Genomic DNA, 16,003 nt, shown 5'->3' on the forward strand with positions numbered 1-16,003 from the left:
GTTGCGCACCAACCGCACGCCGCCGGTGGCGGTGCACCCGCTTTCATGGGTACTCTCAGCCACTGAGATGGCAGCATCACTGCTATCGGCGACTCAGGGCAGATCGCACTTGATCTTGCCGTCCACGTAATAGGGGTTGGGCACGTCCGGATTGGTGCTGGTCTTTTCGAACACCACCTCGAACGAGGCCATGTCCACCTTGCCCTTGCGCGACTCGCAGGCGTCCTGCAGCTTCTTCTTGACCGAGGTGATGCCGGCCTCGCGGTTGGCGCCATCGGCGCTATTGGTAAGGTTGGCAACCTCGGCAGAGGCCAGGGGGCTGAGGCCAAGCAGGCATCCGGCGAGCAGCATGCTATGCAGCGTCTTCATACGATCTCCTTTGCGATGTCCAATGTGCAGCGTCCTGTGCACCGCTTAAGGCCTGCGGCGCGCCGATAGCATAGGCGTGTCGCGTTAAACGCTCGTGCGCATGGGTGGCGGCGTGGCACGCCACGCATCCTGCGCGCTGCTTCAAGGCTCAGGGAATGAGCGCCAGCGTTGCCGCTGCAACCACGAGGTAACGTGCGGTCTTGGCGATCGCTACCAATTGCAGAAAGATGCGCAGTGGCTCGCGCATCACACCGGCGGCCAAGGTGAGCAGGTCGCCGATGATCGGCATCCAGCTCAATGGCAGCGACCACCTGCCGTACTTTCCGTACCAGCGCCGGGCACGCTGCAGGGCGCGTGGCGTGACCGGAAACCAGCGCCGCTCCTGGAAACGCAGCGCCTCGCGCCCGATCCACCAAGTGATCAGCGAGCCCAACGCGCGGCATCGAGCGCTGTCAGGCAGGAACGCCTGGATGCCGGCAATCCGGTCGTTTCGAGCGCATGGTTGCCGATTCCGACGCGCATGACCAACCGGCGCCTGTAACGAAACGGCGGGCGTTGCTGCAGAATTTTTCGTGTCGCAAGCGCACCAGCAGTGCTCTGCTCGGGACTGCGGGCAGCTGCTACGATCAACGACTTTTCGAAGATCCAAGCCCGTTGCTGCGACCGCGTGATAGGTGAGGCGCGGACTCCAGGAAATGATCTCGCTTGATCTCAGGTAGCGCTCGTTGTAATGGCCTGAGTTCTTCAGCGCGTGATGGATGCTTCGCCCCGTGGCTTGTCCGACCTGGGCCATGCAGTGGATCAACATGATCATTGTGTTATGAGCAGGCGTATCAGGCTCACCCTGGGTTGACGAGTCGGCGCCTAGATTGGCGCATGTCTCAACCAGTCTACGCCCGTGAATACCTGCCGGGCACGCCTCCTACACCCACAAATCCAGCGCTTGCGCAGCGTGTGCGTGAGTATGTGCGCGCGACACCGCAGCTTCCGCATCCTGGGGCAGGGCAGACGCGCGAGCGGTGGCAGGCACTGAGCAGATTGGGCGCTGAAAGCCTGCCGCTCGCCAAGGTGCTGGAGGCCCATTACGACGCCCTGTCGATCTTTTCAGAAGCCGGGCAGCCAGCGCCGGCAACCGGGGAAATCTGGGCCGTATGGGCTGCCGGTGGGCCGCAAGACACCGCAACATACGAAGCAGGCTCATGCACTGTCTCCGGCATCAAACCATGGTGTAGTGCAGAGCTGGATGTAGTGACGCATGCGTTGGTGACGGTGAGCAGCGGCCAACAGCAACCACTTGCAGCAGTGACATTGGCCAAGCGTCACTTCGCCCTCGATGCAAGTCGGTGGCACGGCCCGGGCATGGCCGGCGTTGCGACCGGTAGCGGCCATTTCACGCATGCCCCTGCCGCCCTGTTGGGGGAACCGGCGTTCTATCTGCAGCGGCCGGGGTTCTGGCATGGCGGGGCAGGCATCGCCGCGTGCTGGTATGGCGCCGCCATGGCCATCGCCGAGCAGGTGCGTCGTTCGCCACGGGTGGCGAACAACCCGTTTTCTGCAGCGCACCTTGGTGCGATCGACGAACAGCTGACAGCGGCGCGGTTGATGCTGCAGGACCTGGCAGATGCGATCGATACCGCGCCCACCGAGAGCCATCAGTTTGCGGTCGTGCGGCTACGCAGCCTGATGGACCGCATCTGCCGGGACGTGATCGAACGTGCCGCACTGGCACTAGGGCCTGCTTCGCTGTGCTGCGACGCCGAACATGCGCAACGATGCGCGGACCTGGCTGCCTTCATCCGCCAATCCCACGGCGAGAAGGACGAGCAATGGCTGGGTGAACAGCTGCATGCACGCGAGGGCAACCCATGGCTGCTGTGAGAGGCGAGCATATCGAAGGGCAGGGCGTCCCCGAGACGCGCTGGCAGGCATCGCGCCAACTGATTGAACTGCCCACCACCAGCATCGGGCAATTGCTTGGCGACACCAGCCGTGTGGTAGTGGTCTCTCCACATCCTGACGACGAAGTGCTGGGCTGTGGCGGGCTGCTTGCCATGGCGGTCGCATCGGGACGGCAGGTGCTGATCGTCTCCGTCACCGACGGCGAAGCGGCCTATCCGCAGGAAGACGCGTGGCCGCCGGCCCGTCTGGCCGCTGCGCGTCGCGACGAATTGCGCGATGCGCTGGCATGCCTGGGGATCGATCCCTGCCACCTGGTCAGGCTGGACGCGGGAGACGGCCAGGTCCGCGCAGGCGTGAGCGCACTGGGTGCGCAGCTTTCCGAACTGCTGCAACCAAGCGACGCAGTACTGGTGACGTATGCACGCGATGGCCATCCCGACCATGAAGCATGCGCCGATGCCGCGATCAACGCCGCTTCCCGTTGCGAGGCGCGGTTGATCCAGTTTCCGGTATGGGCATGGCATTGGGACAACCCGGACCACAGCCAGATGCTGGCATCGGCTACGCGGCTTGCGCTTCCGTCCGCTGCTCACGCTGCAAAGATGCAGGCGATGGCAGCGTTCAGGACGCAGACCGGTCACGTCACGCCCGCGCTGCGCAACCCCATCCTTCCCGACTGGGCGCTGGCACGGTTCCGGCGCGACTTCGAGGTCTATCTCCCATGACTGCCCAGGCCAATGCCGCGTATTTCGACAGTATCTACCAGCAGCAGGATCCCTTTGGCTATGGGACGCGTTGGTACGAGACGCGCAAACGCGACATCCTGTTGGCCACCTTGCCTCGCATCGGATTCGCCCGCGGCTGGGAACTGGGATGTTCCAACGGAGAAGCGACGCGCGGGCTGGCAGCCCGCTGTGAACGCTTGCTGGCAACCGACATGTCTGCGGCTGCCGTGGAACAAGCCAAACAGCGCGTAGGCCAGCGCAGCAATGTCGAGATCGTGCAGGCCTGCCATCCGCAGCAATGGCCGGTTGGCAATTTCGATCTGATCGTACTGAGCGAGATCGGCTACTACCTTGTGGCCGTCGAACTTGATGACCTGATCGTGCGTCTGCAGGAGGCGCTCACGCCAGACGGACTACTGGTGGCCTGCCACTGGAAGCATCCGTTCGAGCAGGCGCAGCAGGATGGCTTCGCCGTGCATGCCTGCATCGCCCGGTTGCTCACCTTGCCCTTGAATTACCGCTACGAAGACAGTGATTTCCTGTTGGAGGCGTGGACGGCCCAGCCGCTGTCGGTGGCGCAACAGGAAGGTTTGCGGTGATTGCGGTCATCATCCCCGCACATAACGAGGCCGAGTGCATGGCCGCGTGCCTGACATCGGTCTTCCGTGCTGCAGCGCATCCCGAGCTGGATGAGCCGGTGGAGGTGATCGTTGCGGTGGACCGCTGCACGGATGCCACCGCCGAGCTGGCGCTGGCGTTGGGCGCGCACGTGGTCGACGTCCCCATACCAGGCGGCGTGGGCATCGCGCGCGCCGCAGCCGCATCCCAGGCCATTGCGCTAGGTGCCGACTAGCTGGCCGTGACCGATGCCGACTCGCGCGTCCCCACCGATTGGCTGCTGGAACAACGCCGCGCAGGCACGGGTGTGTTCTGCGGCGTGGTGGAAGTGGAGGACTGGCTGGACTATTCCGATGAGGTGCGCCACCGGTTCGAACAGACCCAGGCAACCGGTGAAGGGCACGGACGCATTCACGGTGCCAACCTGGGGGTTCGCGCTGACTTGTATCAACAGTGCGGTGGATTCCCTGCGTTGACCTGCAGCGAAGATGTTGCGTTGGTCCACGCGCTGCAGGCGATCAAGGCGTCCATCGCCTGGTCGCCACGCTCGGTGGTGTGGACCAGTGCGCGCAGGCACGCGCGCGCGCGCGGTGGCTTCTCCGACTTTTTGAAGCAGCTGGAAGCGTTGCCTTTTGTGCCGGCATAAGAGGCGATGTAGCCAAGGTACGCCGGTCTTGAAAGAGCGATATCGGTTGCCATACGTAGCTTGCGAATTGCACAGAAAGTCATTCGGATAGACTTTCATCGCCACCGCGTCCTCAAGGTTGCGGCGTAGCGGGGCAAGCAACCGAGAAGGGAAATTTCCCTGTAACTGCCTGCGATTGAACAACGGCATCGCGCGCAACCACGCTTACCTGCGATAGACCGGCTTTCGACCTCATCTGCACGAGACGTGGACGAAGCGTACGCCACCATGCCGAACCCGCAGATCAAGGTGCGACATGGCCAAGCCAACTCTGTTCTTCCTGCATGCCCTCGGGGGCAGCCGGCATGAGTGGAGCAGTGTCATCGCGCAGCTTGGTGACCAGTTCGACTGTGCTGCCCTGGACATCCCCGGCTTCGGCGATGCGGCGGCGTTGGAGCATGTCGATACGCACGCGTTGGTCGACTGGTTCAGCGCTGCAATCATCGAGCGGCAACCGGCATGCTGGTTCGCGGTCGGGCACAGCATGGGCGGAAAGATCGCCACGTTGACAGCGGCGCGCGCGCGCGATGGCGTGGCAGGCCTGGCCGGGTTGGCGGGCGTGGTGCTCGTTGCCGCATCGCCACCGGCGCCGGAACCCATGGAGGAATCGCGCCGCCGTACCATGCTGGGCTGGTTCGAATCGGGACAGCCCACGCATGCAGAGGCAGCACAGTTCGTGGATGCCAATTGCGCCTCGACGCTGCCGGATCAGCTTAGGGATGCCGCGATCAACGACGTTCTGCGTACCGCGCCCAGTGCGTGGAGTGCATGGCTCACACGCGCCAGTCGCGAAGACTGCACGGCGCAAGCCGCGTGCATCGGCGTACCGGCAATGATCGTGGCCGGTGGGCAGGATGGCGATCTGGGCGAGGCCGCGCAGCGGCGCTTGAATGCGCCGCACTATGCGCAGGCGCAGCTTGCCATTGTAGCCGATGCCGCGCACCTGATCCCGTACGAGCAGCCACAGCAGCTGGCACGGTTGATCGCGGCACATGTGGAGCACTGCAGGCCGCACTGCCTGCCCGAGGACTTCATCGCTTTGCTGAACTCCGGGCGCGTCATGCCGCGCATGCGCAAGACACTGCTCGCGCGGCACGCGGGCCCGCCTGCCACGGCCGACGGCGTGTTGAACCTGCGCCAGCTGGAGGTGCTGGCAGCAGTGGTCGCGCGCGTGCTGGATGGCGAAGGCGACCCGCGGCAGATTGCGCGGCGCATCGATGTGCAGCTGGCAGCCGGCGCAGGCGATGGCTGGCGGCATGCGGATCTGCCGGCCGATCGCCTGGCAGTACCGCTGGGATTGGATGTGCTCGATGGGCTGGCCGGCGGCTTTGCCGGACAGTCCGCCGCTGCCCAGGAGCGCTGGCTGCAGGAGATTGCGCACGCGGCGATAGGCGACACCTCGGCGCATGGGCTGGATGCCGCCCAGCTGGCGCACTGGTTCGAGGACGTGCGTGCCGAGACGGTCCGCATCTGGACCAGTCTTCCCGCCACGATGGCTGCGCTGGGCTACGACGGGTTTGCTGTTGGACATGTGGGAACCGGGGGCGTGGGCTACGAAGAAACCGCCGCGGATCGGCATGAACCCTGGCAACTCCACGCCTCCGGAGCCGACCGATGAAGGCTGCTGGTACGCAGAATGTTGTCGATGCAGTCGTGATCGGCAGCGGTGCTGGCGGTGGCCCCCTGGCCGCGCGGCTGGCGCAGGCCGGCGTTTCGGTAGTGGTGCTGGAGGCGGGCGCGGCGTTCACGCCGCAGTCCCACATCCCCGACGAATTGACCACCGGCATCTACTGGATGGACGAGCGCCTGAGCGGTGGACAGACGCCGACCGCGTTCGGGCCGAATAACTCCGGATCCGGGCTTGGCGGCTCCACGCTACACTGGGGCGCGTTTTGCCCACGACCGGACCGGCGCGACCTCACGCTGTTCACTCAAACCGGCCAGGGCGCCGACTGGCCGATCCCGCACCAGGAATTGCTGTCCTACATTTGTCGCGTCGAAGCGTTTATCGGCGTCTCCGGTCCCGCGCATTACCCGTGGGATCCGCAGCGGAGCTACGCCTATTCACCGCCACAACGCAACGCGTCGGCCGCGGCCATGGAGCGCGGCTGCCGCGCTCTCGGTATCAGCGCGACCGATGCGCCCGCTGCACTGGTCAGCCGCCCTCACCAGCAGCCGCACTGGGGCCTGCGCGGGGCCTGCAACAATTGTGGCGCCTGTCACCAGGGTTGCAGCAATGCGGCCAAGGTCAGCGTCGATACCACCTGGCTTCCGCTCGCAAAAGCGTGCGGCGCGCAACTGCGCAGCGACAGCCGCGTGATCGATCTGGAACGCGATGGCCGCGGTGCGCTGACCGCAGTGATCTATCGCCAGCATGGGCATGAGTATCGCCAGCGATGCAGCAACGTCTTCCTGTGTGCTGGCGGGGTAGAGACGCCGCGCCTGCTGCTCAACCTTCGGTTGGCCAATTCCAGCGGACAGGTAGGGTGCAATTTCATGGCGCATGTGGCTACCCAGGTCTGGGGCGAATTCGACGCCGACATGCGCATGAACCGGGGATACCCTTCCTCGCTGATGACCGAGGACATGCTTCGCCCGGCCGATGCCGATTTCATCGGCGGCTATCTGGTGCAGAGCCTGGGCGTGCAGCCGGTCACGCTGGCCAACACGCTGGCACGCGGCGCCGGCCTGTGGGGCAGGCAGCTGATCGCCACCATGCGGCGCTACAACCGTCTGGCCGGTATCGGCATCAATGGCGAATGCCTGCCGCAGGATGGCAACCGGCTGACGCTGTCTGACGAGCAGGACGCCTTCGGGCAGCGCAAGGCGCGTATCGATTTCAGCTACGGGCCGAACGAGCAGGCCATCGATGCCCACGCGCGCGCCGTGCTGCAGGAAATCTGGCGCGCCGCTGGCGCCCGCAACGTCTTCGCGGCCGCACGCTCGGCGCACACGCTGGGGACCTGCCGGATGGGCACCAATCCCGCGCAAGCCGTGGTCGATCCCGACGGCCGCGCCTTCGATGTGCCGAACCTCTACGTGTGCGACAACTCGATCTTTCCCAGCGCACTGGCGGCCAATCCGGCGCTGACGCAAATGGCGCTGGGGCTGCGTACTGCAGAACGTTTCCTCGCGCGCTAGCGGCGTGCGCGCCGCCACGACCTTCAGCTACCAGGAGCTCGACATGGATCTCGGAATCAACCAGCGCATCGCCCTCGTCTGCGGCGGCGACTCCGGCATGGGCAAGGAGACCGCTCGCCAGCTGCTCGAAGCAGGCGTCCGCGTGGCGATCACCGATCTTCCCGATGGCACACTCGACCAGGCACTGGTCGAATTGTCCGGCCTGGGAGAGATCATCGCCATCGAAGGCGATGTGACGCGCGAACAGGACGTCACCGCCATCTGGGCGCAGGTGCGCGAACAGCTGGGTGAGCCGGACATCTACATCAATGCGGCCGGCGTCACCGGAAGGCGAAAGCACGGCAAGGCGCGCGTACCGGTTTCTGCATGTTTTCGCAGGCGCAGCCACTGCGCCCCGCTTGCACGCCCGGGCTCGCGCAGCGCGTGGGATGGAGCCGTCGGCATCCACAACCAGCGTGCTGGCCGCATCGGGCCGGGACGTCGCCACCGCGGCAACAATGGTCCGGAACGTCTCGTCCTGCGGGCCAGATGCGTGCAACGCCGCCAGCCGGCATCAGCGCAAGCCGGGCGCTTGGCAGGTGCATCCAGCGCGCCAGTCGCGCCAGCCCATACTCGATTTCCCCGTCCAGGCGCCGGCGTGCCTGCGTGACGGCATCGCTGGTGGTATCCAGGCTCAGGCGATGCACGGCGCTGGTCGGCAGGCTGGCGGCACGGCCGGCGCTGGTCTTGCCGCCCTGCAGGATTGGGCGCTTGCTTTCGCTTCAGAAATACGCCAGCGAATTGGACAGCAGCGAATTCTGCGACTTGAACACCTCCAGTTGCAGCGACTTTGCCTCGTAGCTCGACTCCAGGTCTTCAATCGCCTGCAGCAGCGGCGGCTCGTCGCTGGCGAGATGCCGCAGGTGCTGCAGCGTGGCGCGTGCGCGCAGATCGCCGGCTACCAACGAGTCGTCATCGCGCAGCAGGCTGACGCGTGCCTTCAGTACATCGTAGTCAATGCCGGTATCGACCAACGCCAGTGCGTCCAGCGCATCCACCGCGGGTCCATAACGCCGCGTATCGCAGTCGAGCGAGCCCATGAACAGGCTGAAAAAGATCAGCCCCGCCAGTAACAGCGCGCTGAGGATCGCTGCCCATTTCAATGATCGGGCGTCGTCACTGGCCGGCCCTGGTAGGTGCCGGTCGGGGTCTACAGGAACGCGGCAATATCCGCCACCTCCGCCGCCTCCAGGGTCACGCCGAGCTGTGCGGTGCCCATCGCCTTGATGGCCTCGGGCAGCGTCGCTGCGCTGCCGTCGTGGAAGTAGGGCGCGGTGGTGGCAAGGTTGCGCAAGCTGGAAACGCGCAGCACCGGCCTGCCATCCTGCGTTGCCGGCACGAAGATGCCGCTACGCTGGAACAGGTTGCCTCCTACAGTGGCGCCCTGGTGACAGGATAGGAATCGGCTCGCCCCACCGCGTTTGCGTTTCAAAAGCGCGCGGGCGCGTGAGGGGATGCCGTCGGACCGTCACACCCACGCAGCATGCTTGGAGGTGCATGCAGGGGTTCAGCCGACATGCGTGTAAAAATAGCTCACAAGATCGGATTTCATCCATTGCATCAGTGAGTTAGCGGATATTTTGGCGCACCAAAACTACCCTACCAATGCCAGTTCAGTCTCATACGGTTCCGGGACCGCCTCCACATCAATCAGGTAATCCCCGAAGCGGTTTACATGGCTGGTCACGTACGGGCTGAGGAACGCCACGTCCTCCCGCGTGATCTTCCATCCCTGCCGCATCAGAGACGTCATGATTCGGGTCTGTTCGACCACGTTGTAGAAGATGACGGCATTGGAGACTAGGTCGTTGTATTGGACGGCCTTCTCCTGCTCAACGGGGTCATTGTCGGCAATCACCCCTTCCCCGCCGAAGAAGAAATATTTCGCGAAGCCGTTGTAGGCCTCCACCTTGTTCGTCGAGGCGGTGATCTGCTCGCGCAGCTCGCGGTTGGAGATGTACTGCAGCAGGAACAAGGTGCGCACGGCCGAACCGAGCGCCTTGAAGGCCTGGTACAGCCGGTTCTTGCGGCTGTAGTTGCCCAGCTTGCGCATCAGCGTCGAAGCCGCGATCTTGCCGGTCTTGATTGAGAGCACGACCTGCATCAGGTCTTTCCAGTGGGTCTCGATCAGATCCCAGTCGACAGTGTCGCGGAACAGCGCATCGATGTGTTCGTAACGAATGTCCTCATCGGGACGGAAGAACTTGTATTCGCGCCAGTTGCGGATGCGCGGCATCAGCTGGATGCCCAGCAGATGCGAAAGGCCGAACACCGGCAGCGACTGCCCCTGCGTGTCGGCGTGGACGGTGTCAGGCTGGATGTCGGAGGTGTTCTTCAGCAGGCCATCGATGATGTAGACCGCCTCCCAGACACCGCACGGAATGAAGTGGCTGAACAGCGCGACGTACGTATCGGACACGTGGTGATAGGCGATGCCGCCGTAGCCGCCATAGCGGATGTGGTACGAAGCGAGCAGATTCTGGTCGTAGAGGTCGTACTTGGTGCCGTCGGCGGCTGCGCTCTTGCCATCGCCCCAGCATTTGGGGATCTGCAGGCCGGCGTAGCTGTTGATGATGTCCCGACAGGCCGCCGCCAGTTTGTTGGCATCCACATGCCGGCGGTTGACGAACGACAGCATGTGTGCCGAGACGGCGCCACGCAGGTGTCGGGCAGCCTGGGCCGGTCCGAGGTTGCAACCATAGGTGAAGGCGGTGAGGACGTAGCGCTCGGTCGGTTGCTCGATCTTGGCGTCCGAGCCGGATAGAGGACCGAAGTGCCGGGGCCAGCGCGTCCAGTGGGCCACATCGCACAGGATCTCGATGACGCTGCGTTCGCGCATGCGCTCTAGGATGGCGGTTTCCAGGGTACGGGCTCCGCAGCTCATCTCCTTGGCCTTGCTGCGCTTGAGTACCGGAATGCCATCCTCGCCGATGACCACTTGGCCGTTCTCCAGATAGCCCTGATCGGTCAGCTCGGCGACCTGCGTCAGGCGCGATTGCAAGGCATTGACGACGCCCACGGCTGTGGCCGGCAGCCGCACCTGCTTGCAGTAATCCTTCAACAGAGGTTCGCACTGGTCCCACGGAAGCAATTGCTCGCGGTAGTCGGCGTAGGTTTCCGATCCGCGCACAGCCACGTCGCCCGATTTCTGTTCGTTGGCGAGCGACGAGAACACGCAGACCTCGAACAGGCGCCGGTGGATGCGCTCCTCGCCGCCCACTTCGGTGCGATGGACGATGGTCTTGCGCCAGATCTGGGTGGTGAATGCCAGATCGACCGCTTCGTCCAACCAATTGCTGCGGCTTCGTTCCTGCGTCAGGATCAGCTCGATCGCGTTGACCAGTGAACGATCCTCTGTGGTCGTGGCCAAGTCGAGCATTCGCACCATCCGTAGGATCGTGGCGCGGTGACTCTTGTAAAACGGCCACAGCAGCGGCAAGTAGTTGTCGCCACTGTGCGCCGTGATGGCATTGCAGTCGGCCTGCAGAGTCTGCACGCCGCCGTGATTGTCAACTAGGCGACGAATTTCACGCCCCGCCGCGGTGTCGCTCGTATGACTGTCGAGGAGGCGGGCTACATCCGACATCGTCGCCACAATTGCCTCGGTATTTTCGCGATAGCGTGCCCTCAGCCGCTCCAATTCCTCTCGGCCCCGGTTGTGGATGTTCCCCATGCGTTTGATGAACATCTCCGCGAGATCGTCGCGCGTCTGGACCCGGGCCCGGTGGATCCGACGTCCCCCCATCCTGAGTAGCAGTCGGGTTTAGAGTCCGGGGTTGATGATATCGCTGTTGGCCAGGTGCTGGGCATAGGCCGTCGGCGTNTGATGAACGCCCGGCCACGGCAGACGCTTGGCTGGAAGACGCCGAACCAGGCGCTGGAAGAAGAGATCGCTCAATTCAACTCACGTGTTGCACTTGCAAGTTGAGACCGCCAGGTGTATCGGCAGTATGGAGTGATTTCAGGGGAAACTATCCCAATGACGACAGTCAGTGCGGCAGTGGATGATAATGCCATTAGCGCGAGGCTGCGAAACTTTCCGAAAGATAAACGCCAACAGGCAAGAGAAAGCATGGCAGCTTCACATCCTAATATGATCACCCATACTGGCTCAGAATGTATTAAAACTATAAAAGATCATCTGGAGTCTCTGTACTTGCAAGCAATTGATCCATCGCTTGAGAAGCATGAGGCCTTTGAGCTAATAGCCCGACTGCACTGGTGGGCAGCAAGTGGAGCGTCAGATAAGCGCGGCAGTGCCGCGAAAGCCGAGTTCGCGGCACGATCAATCGCCTCAGCTCATGGTATCGAAATGCCCCCATTTAGACATGGAATAGTTCCCGATATCGAGGCAATGCTTAGATCTGAAAGTCAATTTGTGGCTGATTATCCTAATTTTTTTGAGCGCCCCCAATTTGAGGATCGGTAGGGATTCGTACAATGCAAAGTATTTCTTCTTCGGCGGGGAAGGAGTGATTGCCGACAATGACCCCGTTGAGCAGGAGAAGGCCGTCCAATACAACGACCTGGTCTCCAATGTCGTCATCTTCTACAACGTGGTCGAACAGACCCGAATCATGACGTCTCTGATGCGGCAGGGGTGGAAGATCACGCGGGAGGACGTGGCGTTCCTCAGCCCGTACGTGACCAGCCATGTGAAGCGCTTCGGGGATTACCTGATTGATGTGGAGGCGGTCCCGGAACCGTATGAGACTGAACTGGCATTGGCAGGGTAGTTTTGGTCGCCAAAATATCCGCTAACTCACTGATGCAATGGATGAAATCCGATCTTGTGAGCTATTTTTACACGTATGTCGGCTGAACCCCCATGCAGGACGCGATACGACGGCTGCCGAGCTCGCTCGGGAGCGTTGCAGACACGCCTTGTGTCATTCGGCCAATGCTGAGCCTGGGTTGGACTGCATCAGTTTGCAGGCCGAAATTCTGTCAGCATGCCTGTCGCGGGGTCATTCCAGCAGATGTCGGCTGACGCGTGACGACGCGCACTGCGTTGCCACGGCAACGCGAACCGCCGCTTTTTGTCGACCACACCAAGGCGTGTGCGGCTTTTCATTGTTGGTAACCCGAGGGTGTGATTGATGATGAGATCGTCTGTGCTGCATGTGGTGTCCGCTGCCTGCTGCATGGTCGCGTTGACCATCAACCCCGCGCTGGCAGTTGACAGTAAGGTCGATGGCTTGCCGGCGGCAGGCTTTGAGGTCGTGCTGATGCCATCGGTGGCGTCCGACGGGCGCGTGGACGGGATGGCGGTGGAAGAGCGCATTGCATTGGGCGATACGCCATCCGTGCTGACGCTGGTGCTTCCGCTGGCCATGCCGGGCGCACCGCGCAACGCCGATGCAATCACTGAACTGCTGATGCGTGATGCCGGCGGCGAGGTGGCACTGCGCACCTCGGATGTTGACGGAGAGGCGTTCCCGCTGCGCCGATGGACCGCACAAAGGGCAGTCGCGGGTCAAGTTTCGCTGCGTTACCGCGCCGGACTGCAGCGGCCGCAGGCCGGTGGCCCGCCCTACGGCATCAAGGCTGCCGGGCAGGGCGTGGCCGGTAGCACCAAGAGCTTCCTGCTGATTCCAGAAAATGTCTCCAGCCAGGCCAGCCGGCTTGCCTGGGATCTCAAGGCGTTGGCGCCGGGCTCCATCGGCGTGGCCAGCGGCGGGGAGGGCACGCTGGTGATTCCAGGGCCACCCTCCGCGCTCGACGACCACTGGCTGCTGGCTGGGCCGGCACTGCGTGGACAAGCGCAGCAGAACACCGGCTTCAACGCGTATCTCATCGGTAGCCCGCCATTCGACGCACCAGTAGAAATGGCCTGGGCACGCCAAGCCTACAATGCACTTGCCGACGCGTTTGGTTATTTGGGCCGCCCGTCCTATACGCTGTTGATATGTGCGCTGGACATTCCCTCATTTGAAACCGGCACCGCACGGCTCGGCGGCTGCGGCGCCTTGATTACCGTGGGCAGTGTCTTTTCCGACGGCTACGGAGTCGAGGCATTGCGTAGTTTGCTGGTCCACGAGATGGCGCATCAGTGGACCGGCCAGCTCACCAGTGGCGTGGAGCCCTGGTTCGCCGAAGGTTTCAATGTCTTCGCCGAATCCACCGTCCCGTGTCGCGCCTCCGTAATGCCCTGGTCAGCCTGCGCGGCCCGGATCAACACGCAGTTGGGCGATCTCTACCGTAGCGAGGGGCGACGCTGGTCGTTGCAGCACATCAATTCGGCCGGATTCGATCAAGAATCGGTGCGGCGTGTGCCGTATGCGCGCGGCCTGGTGTATTTCGCCGGTGTCGATGCGCAGCTGCGGCAGCGTTCGGCGGGACGGCGCGGGCTGCTGATGGCGATGCGCCCGCTCTTCGCCTCGCGCCAGGCCGGAGGCCGGTTTGAACAGCAGGATTGGGAGGCCTTCGTGGCACGCGAGCTGGGGCCGCAAGCGGTGCAGAGGTTTCGCGCCGTGCTCATCGATGGCAGCGAGGATGCGGCAATGCCGGAAGACCTCTTCGGTCCGCAGCTGCGTCGCGTTGCGCATCGCTGGCCGACGCCACAGGGCGATATCGACGGATATCGCTGGGAAAGCGTGCCATAGCCATAACGCCTGGCCTAGCTGTTTCCGGGCACCCAAAGCGCCTGGCACCGAATGATCGCTTGCCGGCATTGCCCGGTCGATCAACTGGCAGCTATTGCGATGACGTCGTTGCGCGAAAGCCGGCAACGATGCGTGCAACATCCTGTGACGGTGGCAGGCCGAAGCTGCGCGCATATTCCCGAGCGAACTGCGTAGTGCTTTCGTAACCCACTTCCATTGCCGCAGTGGTGACGCTGAGGCCTTGCGTGGCCAATAGATGGCGCGCCTGCAGCAAACGCAGCTGTTTCTGGAACTGAAGCGGGCTGAGTGCGGTAACCGCCTTGAAGTGGCGATGAAATGCGGACTCGCTCATCGCCGCGCGCTCGGCCAGCATCCCTATGCGCAAGGGCATGGCGTAATGAGCGCGCATCCACTGGATCGCCAGCCGGATCCGGCCCAGCAGGGATTCCGGGGTGGCGATATCGCGCAGCATGTGCCCATGCGGGCCCTGCAGCACGCGATACAGGATTTCGCGCTCATAGACCGGCGCCAGCGCCGGGATCTCCAATGGCCGCTCCATCAAGCCCAGCAGTCGCACCCAGGCATCCATCAATTCTGACGTCACCGTTGCGACCGAGAAGGACTGACCGGAGGTGGCAGTGCTCCTGTGGGCATGTAGCTCGGCCGGCACGTCTTCCAGCAGGCGGCCGATCACCTGTGCGGACAGGGTCAGCGAAACGGCCAGATAGGGACGTCCTTCTGCATCGGCGTGGACCACGCCGACCGCAGGCAGGTCGACGCTCATCACGAAATAGGTCGCAGGGTCGTAGTGCAGCGTCTGGCTGCCGACCGTCATCGATTTCCCGCCGCGCAGGATCAGGTTGATCATCGGCTCGTAGACCATCGACAGCGAATGCTCCGCGATCTTGCCCTGGACCATCGCCACACGCGGAATACCGGTGTCGGTACGCCTGTTCTCGGCATGTGCGGTCAGTCGGCGGAGGGTGGCGAGCGCGGACATCATGGGTAATTCGATCCGAAGGGGGGGGTAGGGAAGTCAGGAGCAGGAATAGGCAGGTCTACGCGATGATCGGGCAGGCTGGGTCGCGCCCTGCATCTTAAGGTGATGCTCCTCAACAACAACGGAGCAAGTCAATGGGCGTGATCGTTATCACTGGCGGAAGTCGCGGTATCGGCGCAAGCACTGCGCGGGAATGTGCACGGCGCGGAATGGGCGTCATCCTGACCTACAACAGCCAGGCCGATGCGGCCGCAGAGGTGGTGCATGACATCGAAGGCATGGGCGCGCGCGCGGTGGCGTTACGCCTGGATGTCGGCCAGCTCTCAGGCTTTGGTGCATTCCACCAGGCGGTGGTCCAGCAGCTGAAAGAACATTGGCAGTGCGAGACCTTGTCCGGGCTGGTCAACAATGCCGGGCACGGCCTCTTCAACCCGATCGAGACGGCGACCGAGCAGCAGTTCGATGCACTATGCAATGTGCATCTCAAGGGCCCTTTTTTCCTGACCCAGCAGCTGCTGCCGTTACTGGAGCAGGGAGCATCGATCGTCAACCTGACCAGTGCCACGACGCGCGTGGCCACTGCGGGTGTCGCGCCGTATGCCGCGTGCAAGGGTGGATTGGAGGTTCTGACGCGCTACATGGCGCAGGAGTTCGGCGGGCGAGGAATCCGCGTCAACGCTGTGTCGCCTGGTGCCATCCGGACCGAGCTGGGCGGCGGCGTGGACGCCGCGTTCGAGTCCTTGCTTGCATCCAGGACCGCGCTCGATCGCATCGGAGAGCCCGACGATGTCGCGCGCGTGATCGCAATGCTGCTGTCCACCGATGGGCAATGGATCAACGGGCAATCGATCGACGTTTCCGGCGGTTACATCCTCTAGCATTCACAGGCCGGCCAGCCAGCCAAAAGATCGCCTCGCTGCGC

The 16,003-nt window shown here is 63.4% G+C and carries 11 protein-coding genes and 7 pseudogenes; 12 read left to right on the top strand and 6 right to left on the bottom strand.

The features are described 5' to 3' along the window. Window positions 1-93: 93 nt before the first annotated feature. Window positions 94-369 (bottom strand): hypothetical protein, encoded by a 276-nt coding sequence (locus tag XCSCFBP4642_RS0111370; protein ID WP_029219889.1) that lies wholly within the window; start codon window positions 367-369, stop codon window positions 94-96. Between the two features lie 148 nt (window positions 370-517). After that, window positions 518-802 (bottom strand): annotated as a pseudogene (locus tag XCSCFBP4642_RS0111375) (YqaA family protein); the annotation flags it as partial. Window positions 803-1,728: 926 nt separating this feature from the next. Between XCSCFBP4642_RS0111375 and XCSCFBP4642_RS0111380 the strand changes: the two are divergent. The 7 genes and pseudogenes from XCSCFBP4642_RS0111380 to XCSCFBP4642_RS24640 form a co-directional block, all read left to right on the top strand. Then, entirely contained in the window at window positions 1,729-2,247 is a 519-nt protein-coding gene (locus XCSCFBP4642_RS0111380; RefSeq protein WP_029219891.1) for an acyl-CoA dehydrogenase family protein, read from the top strand. Further along, a complete protein-coding gene (locus XCSCFBP4642_RS24630; protein WP_033898287.1) occupies window positions 2,235-2,993 on the top strand; it encodes a PIG-L deacetylase family protein in 759 nt (252 codons plus the stop codon). The genes XCSCFBP4642_RS0111380 and XCSCFBP4642_RS24630 overlap by 13 nt, the downstream gene beginning before the upstream one ends. Continuing rightward, window positions 2,990-3,592 carry a class I SAM-dependent DNA methyltransferase gene (locus XCSCFBP4642_RS0111395; protein ID WP_029219893.1) on the top strand — a complete coding sequence of 201 codons (603 nt, stop codon included), beginning with the start codon at window positions 2,990-2,992 and terminating at the stop codon, window positions 3,590-3,592. Before XCSCFBP4642_RS24630 ends, XCSCFBP4642_RS0111395 begins: the two co-directional genes overlap by 4 nt. Next, a pseudogene (locus XCSCFBP4642_RS24635) lies at window positions 3,589-4,257 on the top strand (glycosyltransferase family 2 protein). Before XCSCFBP4642_RS0111395 ends, XCSCFBP4642_RS24635 begins: the two are co-directional and overlap by 4 nt. A gap of 295 nt (window positions 4,258-4,552) precedes the next feature. After that, a complete protein-coding gene (locus XCSCFBP4642_RS0111405) occupies window positions 4,553-5,914 on the top strand; it encodes an alpha/beta fold hydrolase (protein ID WP_029219894.1) in 1,362 nt (453 codons plus the stop codon). Next, window positions 5,911-7,437 carry a GMC family oxidoreductase gene (locus XCSCFBP4642_RS0111410; protein ID WP_029219895.1) on the top strand — a complete coding sequence of 509 codons (1,527 nt, stop codon included), beginning with the start codon at window positions 5,911-5,913 and terminating at the stop codon, window positions 7,435-7,437. The genes XCSCFBP4642_RS0111405 and XCSCFBP4642_RS0111410 overlap by 4 nt, the downstream gene beginning before the upstream one ends. A 43-nt stretch (window positions 7,438-7,480) precedes the next feature. Beyond that, window positions 7,481-7,765: pseudogene (locus tag XCSCFBP4642_RS24640) on the top strand (SDR family NAD(P)-dependent oxidoreductase); the annotation flags it as partial. Between the two features lie 433 nt (window positions 7,766-8,198). Here XCSCFBP4642_RS24640 and XCSCFBP4642_RS0111420 read toward each other — a convergent pair. The 3 genes and pseudogenes from XCSCFBP4642_RS0111420 to XCSCFBP4642_RS0111430 all read right to left on the bottom strand — a co-directional run. Further along, entirely contained in the window at window positions 8,199-8,579 is a 381-nt protein-coding gene (locus tag XCSCFBP4642_RS0111420) for a DAHL domain-containing protein (protein WP_029219896.1), read from the bottom strand. 47 nt (window positions 8,580-8,626) lie between these two features. Further along, window positions 8,627-8,875 (bottom strand): annotated as a pseudogene (locus XCSCFBP4642_RS0111425) (cytochrome-c peroxidase); the annotation flags it as partial. Window positions 8,876-9,070: 195 nt separating this feature from the next. Further along, a pseudogene (locus XCSCFBP4642_RS0111430) lies at window positions 9,071-11,206 on the bottom strand (Tn3 family transposase); the annotation flags it as partial. 249 nt (window positions 11,207-11,455) lie between these two features. Here XCSCFBP4642_RS0111430 and XCSCFBP4642_RS26975 point away from each other — a divergent pair. The 4 genes and pseudogenes from XCSCFBP4642_RS26975 to XCSCFBP4642_RS24650 all read left to right on the top strand — a co-directional run bounded on the left by XCSCFBP4642_RS26975 (window position 11,456) and on the right by XCSCFBP4642_RS24650 (window position 14,081). Then, complete coding sequence (locus XCSCFBP4642_RS26975) at window positions 11,456-11,905, top strand: hypothetical protein (RefSeq protein WP_235048295.1); 450 nt, start codon at window positions 11,456-11,458, stop codon at window positions 11,903-11,905. A 1-nt stretch (window position 11,906) separates the two neighbouring features. Next, a pseudogene (locus XCSCFBP4642_RS0111435) lies at window positions 11,907-12,212 on the top strand (Tn3 family transposase); the annotation flags it as partial. A gap of 492 nt (window positions 12,213-12,704) precedes the next feature. Continuing rightward, window positions 12,705-13,145, top strand: a pseudogene (locus XCSCFBP4642_RS30485) (hypothetical protein); the annotation flags it as partial. 159 nt (window positions 13,146-13,304) lie between these two features. Beyond that, window positions 13,305-14,081: a M61 metallopeptidase family protein gene (locus XCSCFBP4642_RS24650; protein WP_033899135.1), complete on the top strand. Its 777-nt coding sequence runs from the start codon at window positions 13,305-13,307 to the stop codon at window positions 14,079-14,081. Between the two features lie 91 nt (window positions 14,082-14,172). Here XCSCFBP4642_RS24650 and XCSCFBP4642_RS0111450 read toward each other — a convergent pair whose 3' ends face one another. Further along, window positions 14,173-15,000, bottom strand: a complete 828-nt coding sequence (locus XCSCFBP4642_RS0111450; protein ID WP_029219900.1) for an AraC family transcriptional regulator — start codon at window positions 14,998-15,000, stop codon at window positions 14,173-14,175. Between the two features lie 215 nt (window positions 15,001-15,215). Between XCSCFBP4642_RS0111450 and XCSCFBP4642_RS0111455 the strand changes: the two genes are divergently transcribed. Beyond that, window positions 15,216-15,959 carry an SDR family NAD(P)-dependent oxidoreductase gene (locus tag XCSCFBP4642_RS0111455; RefSeq protein ID WP_029219901.1) on the top strand — a complete coding sequence of 248 codons (744 nt, stop codon included), beginning with the start codon at window positions 15,216-15,218 and terminating at the stop codon, window positions 15,957-15,959. The last annotated feature ends 44 nt before the right edge of the window (window positions 15,960-16,003 follow it).

This window comes from Xanthomonas cassavae CFBP 4642 (genome assembly GCF_000454545.1).
Classification (GTDB): Bacteria; Pseudomonadota; Gammaproteobacteria; order Xanthomonadales; family Xanthomonadaceae; genus Xanthomonas; species Xanthomonas cassavae.

Coding starts and splice junctions, on each gene's coding strand:
- XCSCFBP4642_RS0111370 (WP_029219889.1), bottom strand. CDS start 369: ATGAAGACGCTGCATAGCATGCTGCTCGCCGGATGCCTGCTTGGCCTC.
- XCSCFBP4642_RS0111380 (WP_029219891.1), top strand. CDS start 1,729: ATGGCCGGCGTTGCGACCGGTAGCGGCCATTTCACGCATGCCCCTGCC.
- XCSCFBP4642_RS24630 (WP_033898287.1), top strand. CDS start 2,235: ATGGCTGCTGTGAGAGGCGAGCATATCGAAGGGCAGGGCGTCCCCGAG.
- XCSCFBP4642_RS0111395 (WP_029219893.1), top strand. CDS start 2,990: ATGACTGCCCAGGCCAATGCCGCGTATTTCGACAGTATCTACCAGCAG.
- XCSCFBP4642_RS0111405 (WP_029219894.1), top strand. CDS start 4,553: ATGGCCAAGCCAACTCTGTTCTTCCTGCATGCCCTCGGGGGCAGCCGG.
- XCSCFBP4642_RS0111410 (WP_029219895.1), top strand. CDS start 5,911: ATGAAGGCTGCTGGTACGCAGAATGTTGTCGATGCAGTCGTGATCGGC.
- XCSCFBP4642_RS26975 (WP_235048295.1), top strand. CDS start 11,456: ATGACGACAGTCAGTGCGGCAGTGGATGATAATGCCATTAGCGCGAGG.
- XCSCFBP4642_RS24650 (WP_033899135.1), top strand. CDS start 13,305: ATGGCCTGGGCACGCCAAGCCTACAATGCACTTGCCGACGCGTTTGGT.
- XCSCFBP4642_RS0111450 (WP_029219900.1), bottom strand. CDS start 15,000: ATGGTCCAGGGCAAGATCGCGGAGCATTCGCTGTCGATGGTCTACGAG.
- XCSCFBP4642_RS0111455 (WP_029219901.1), top strand. CDS start 15,216: ATGGGCGTGATCGTTATCACTGGCGGAAGTCGCGGTATCGGCGCAAGC.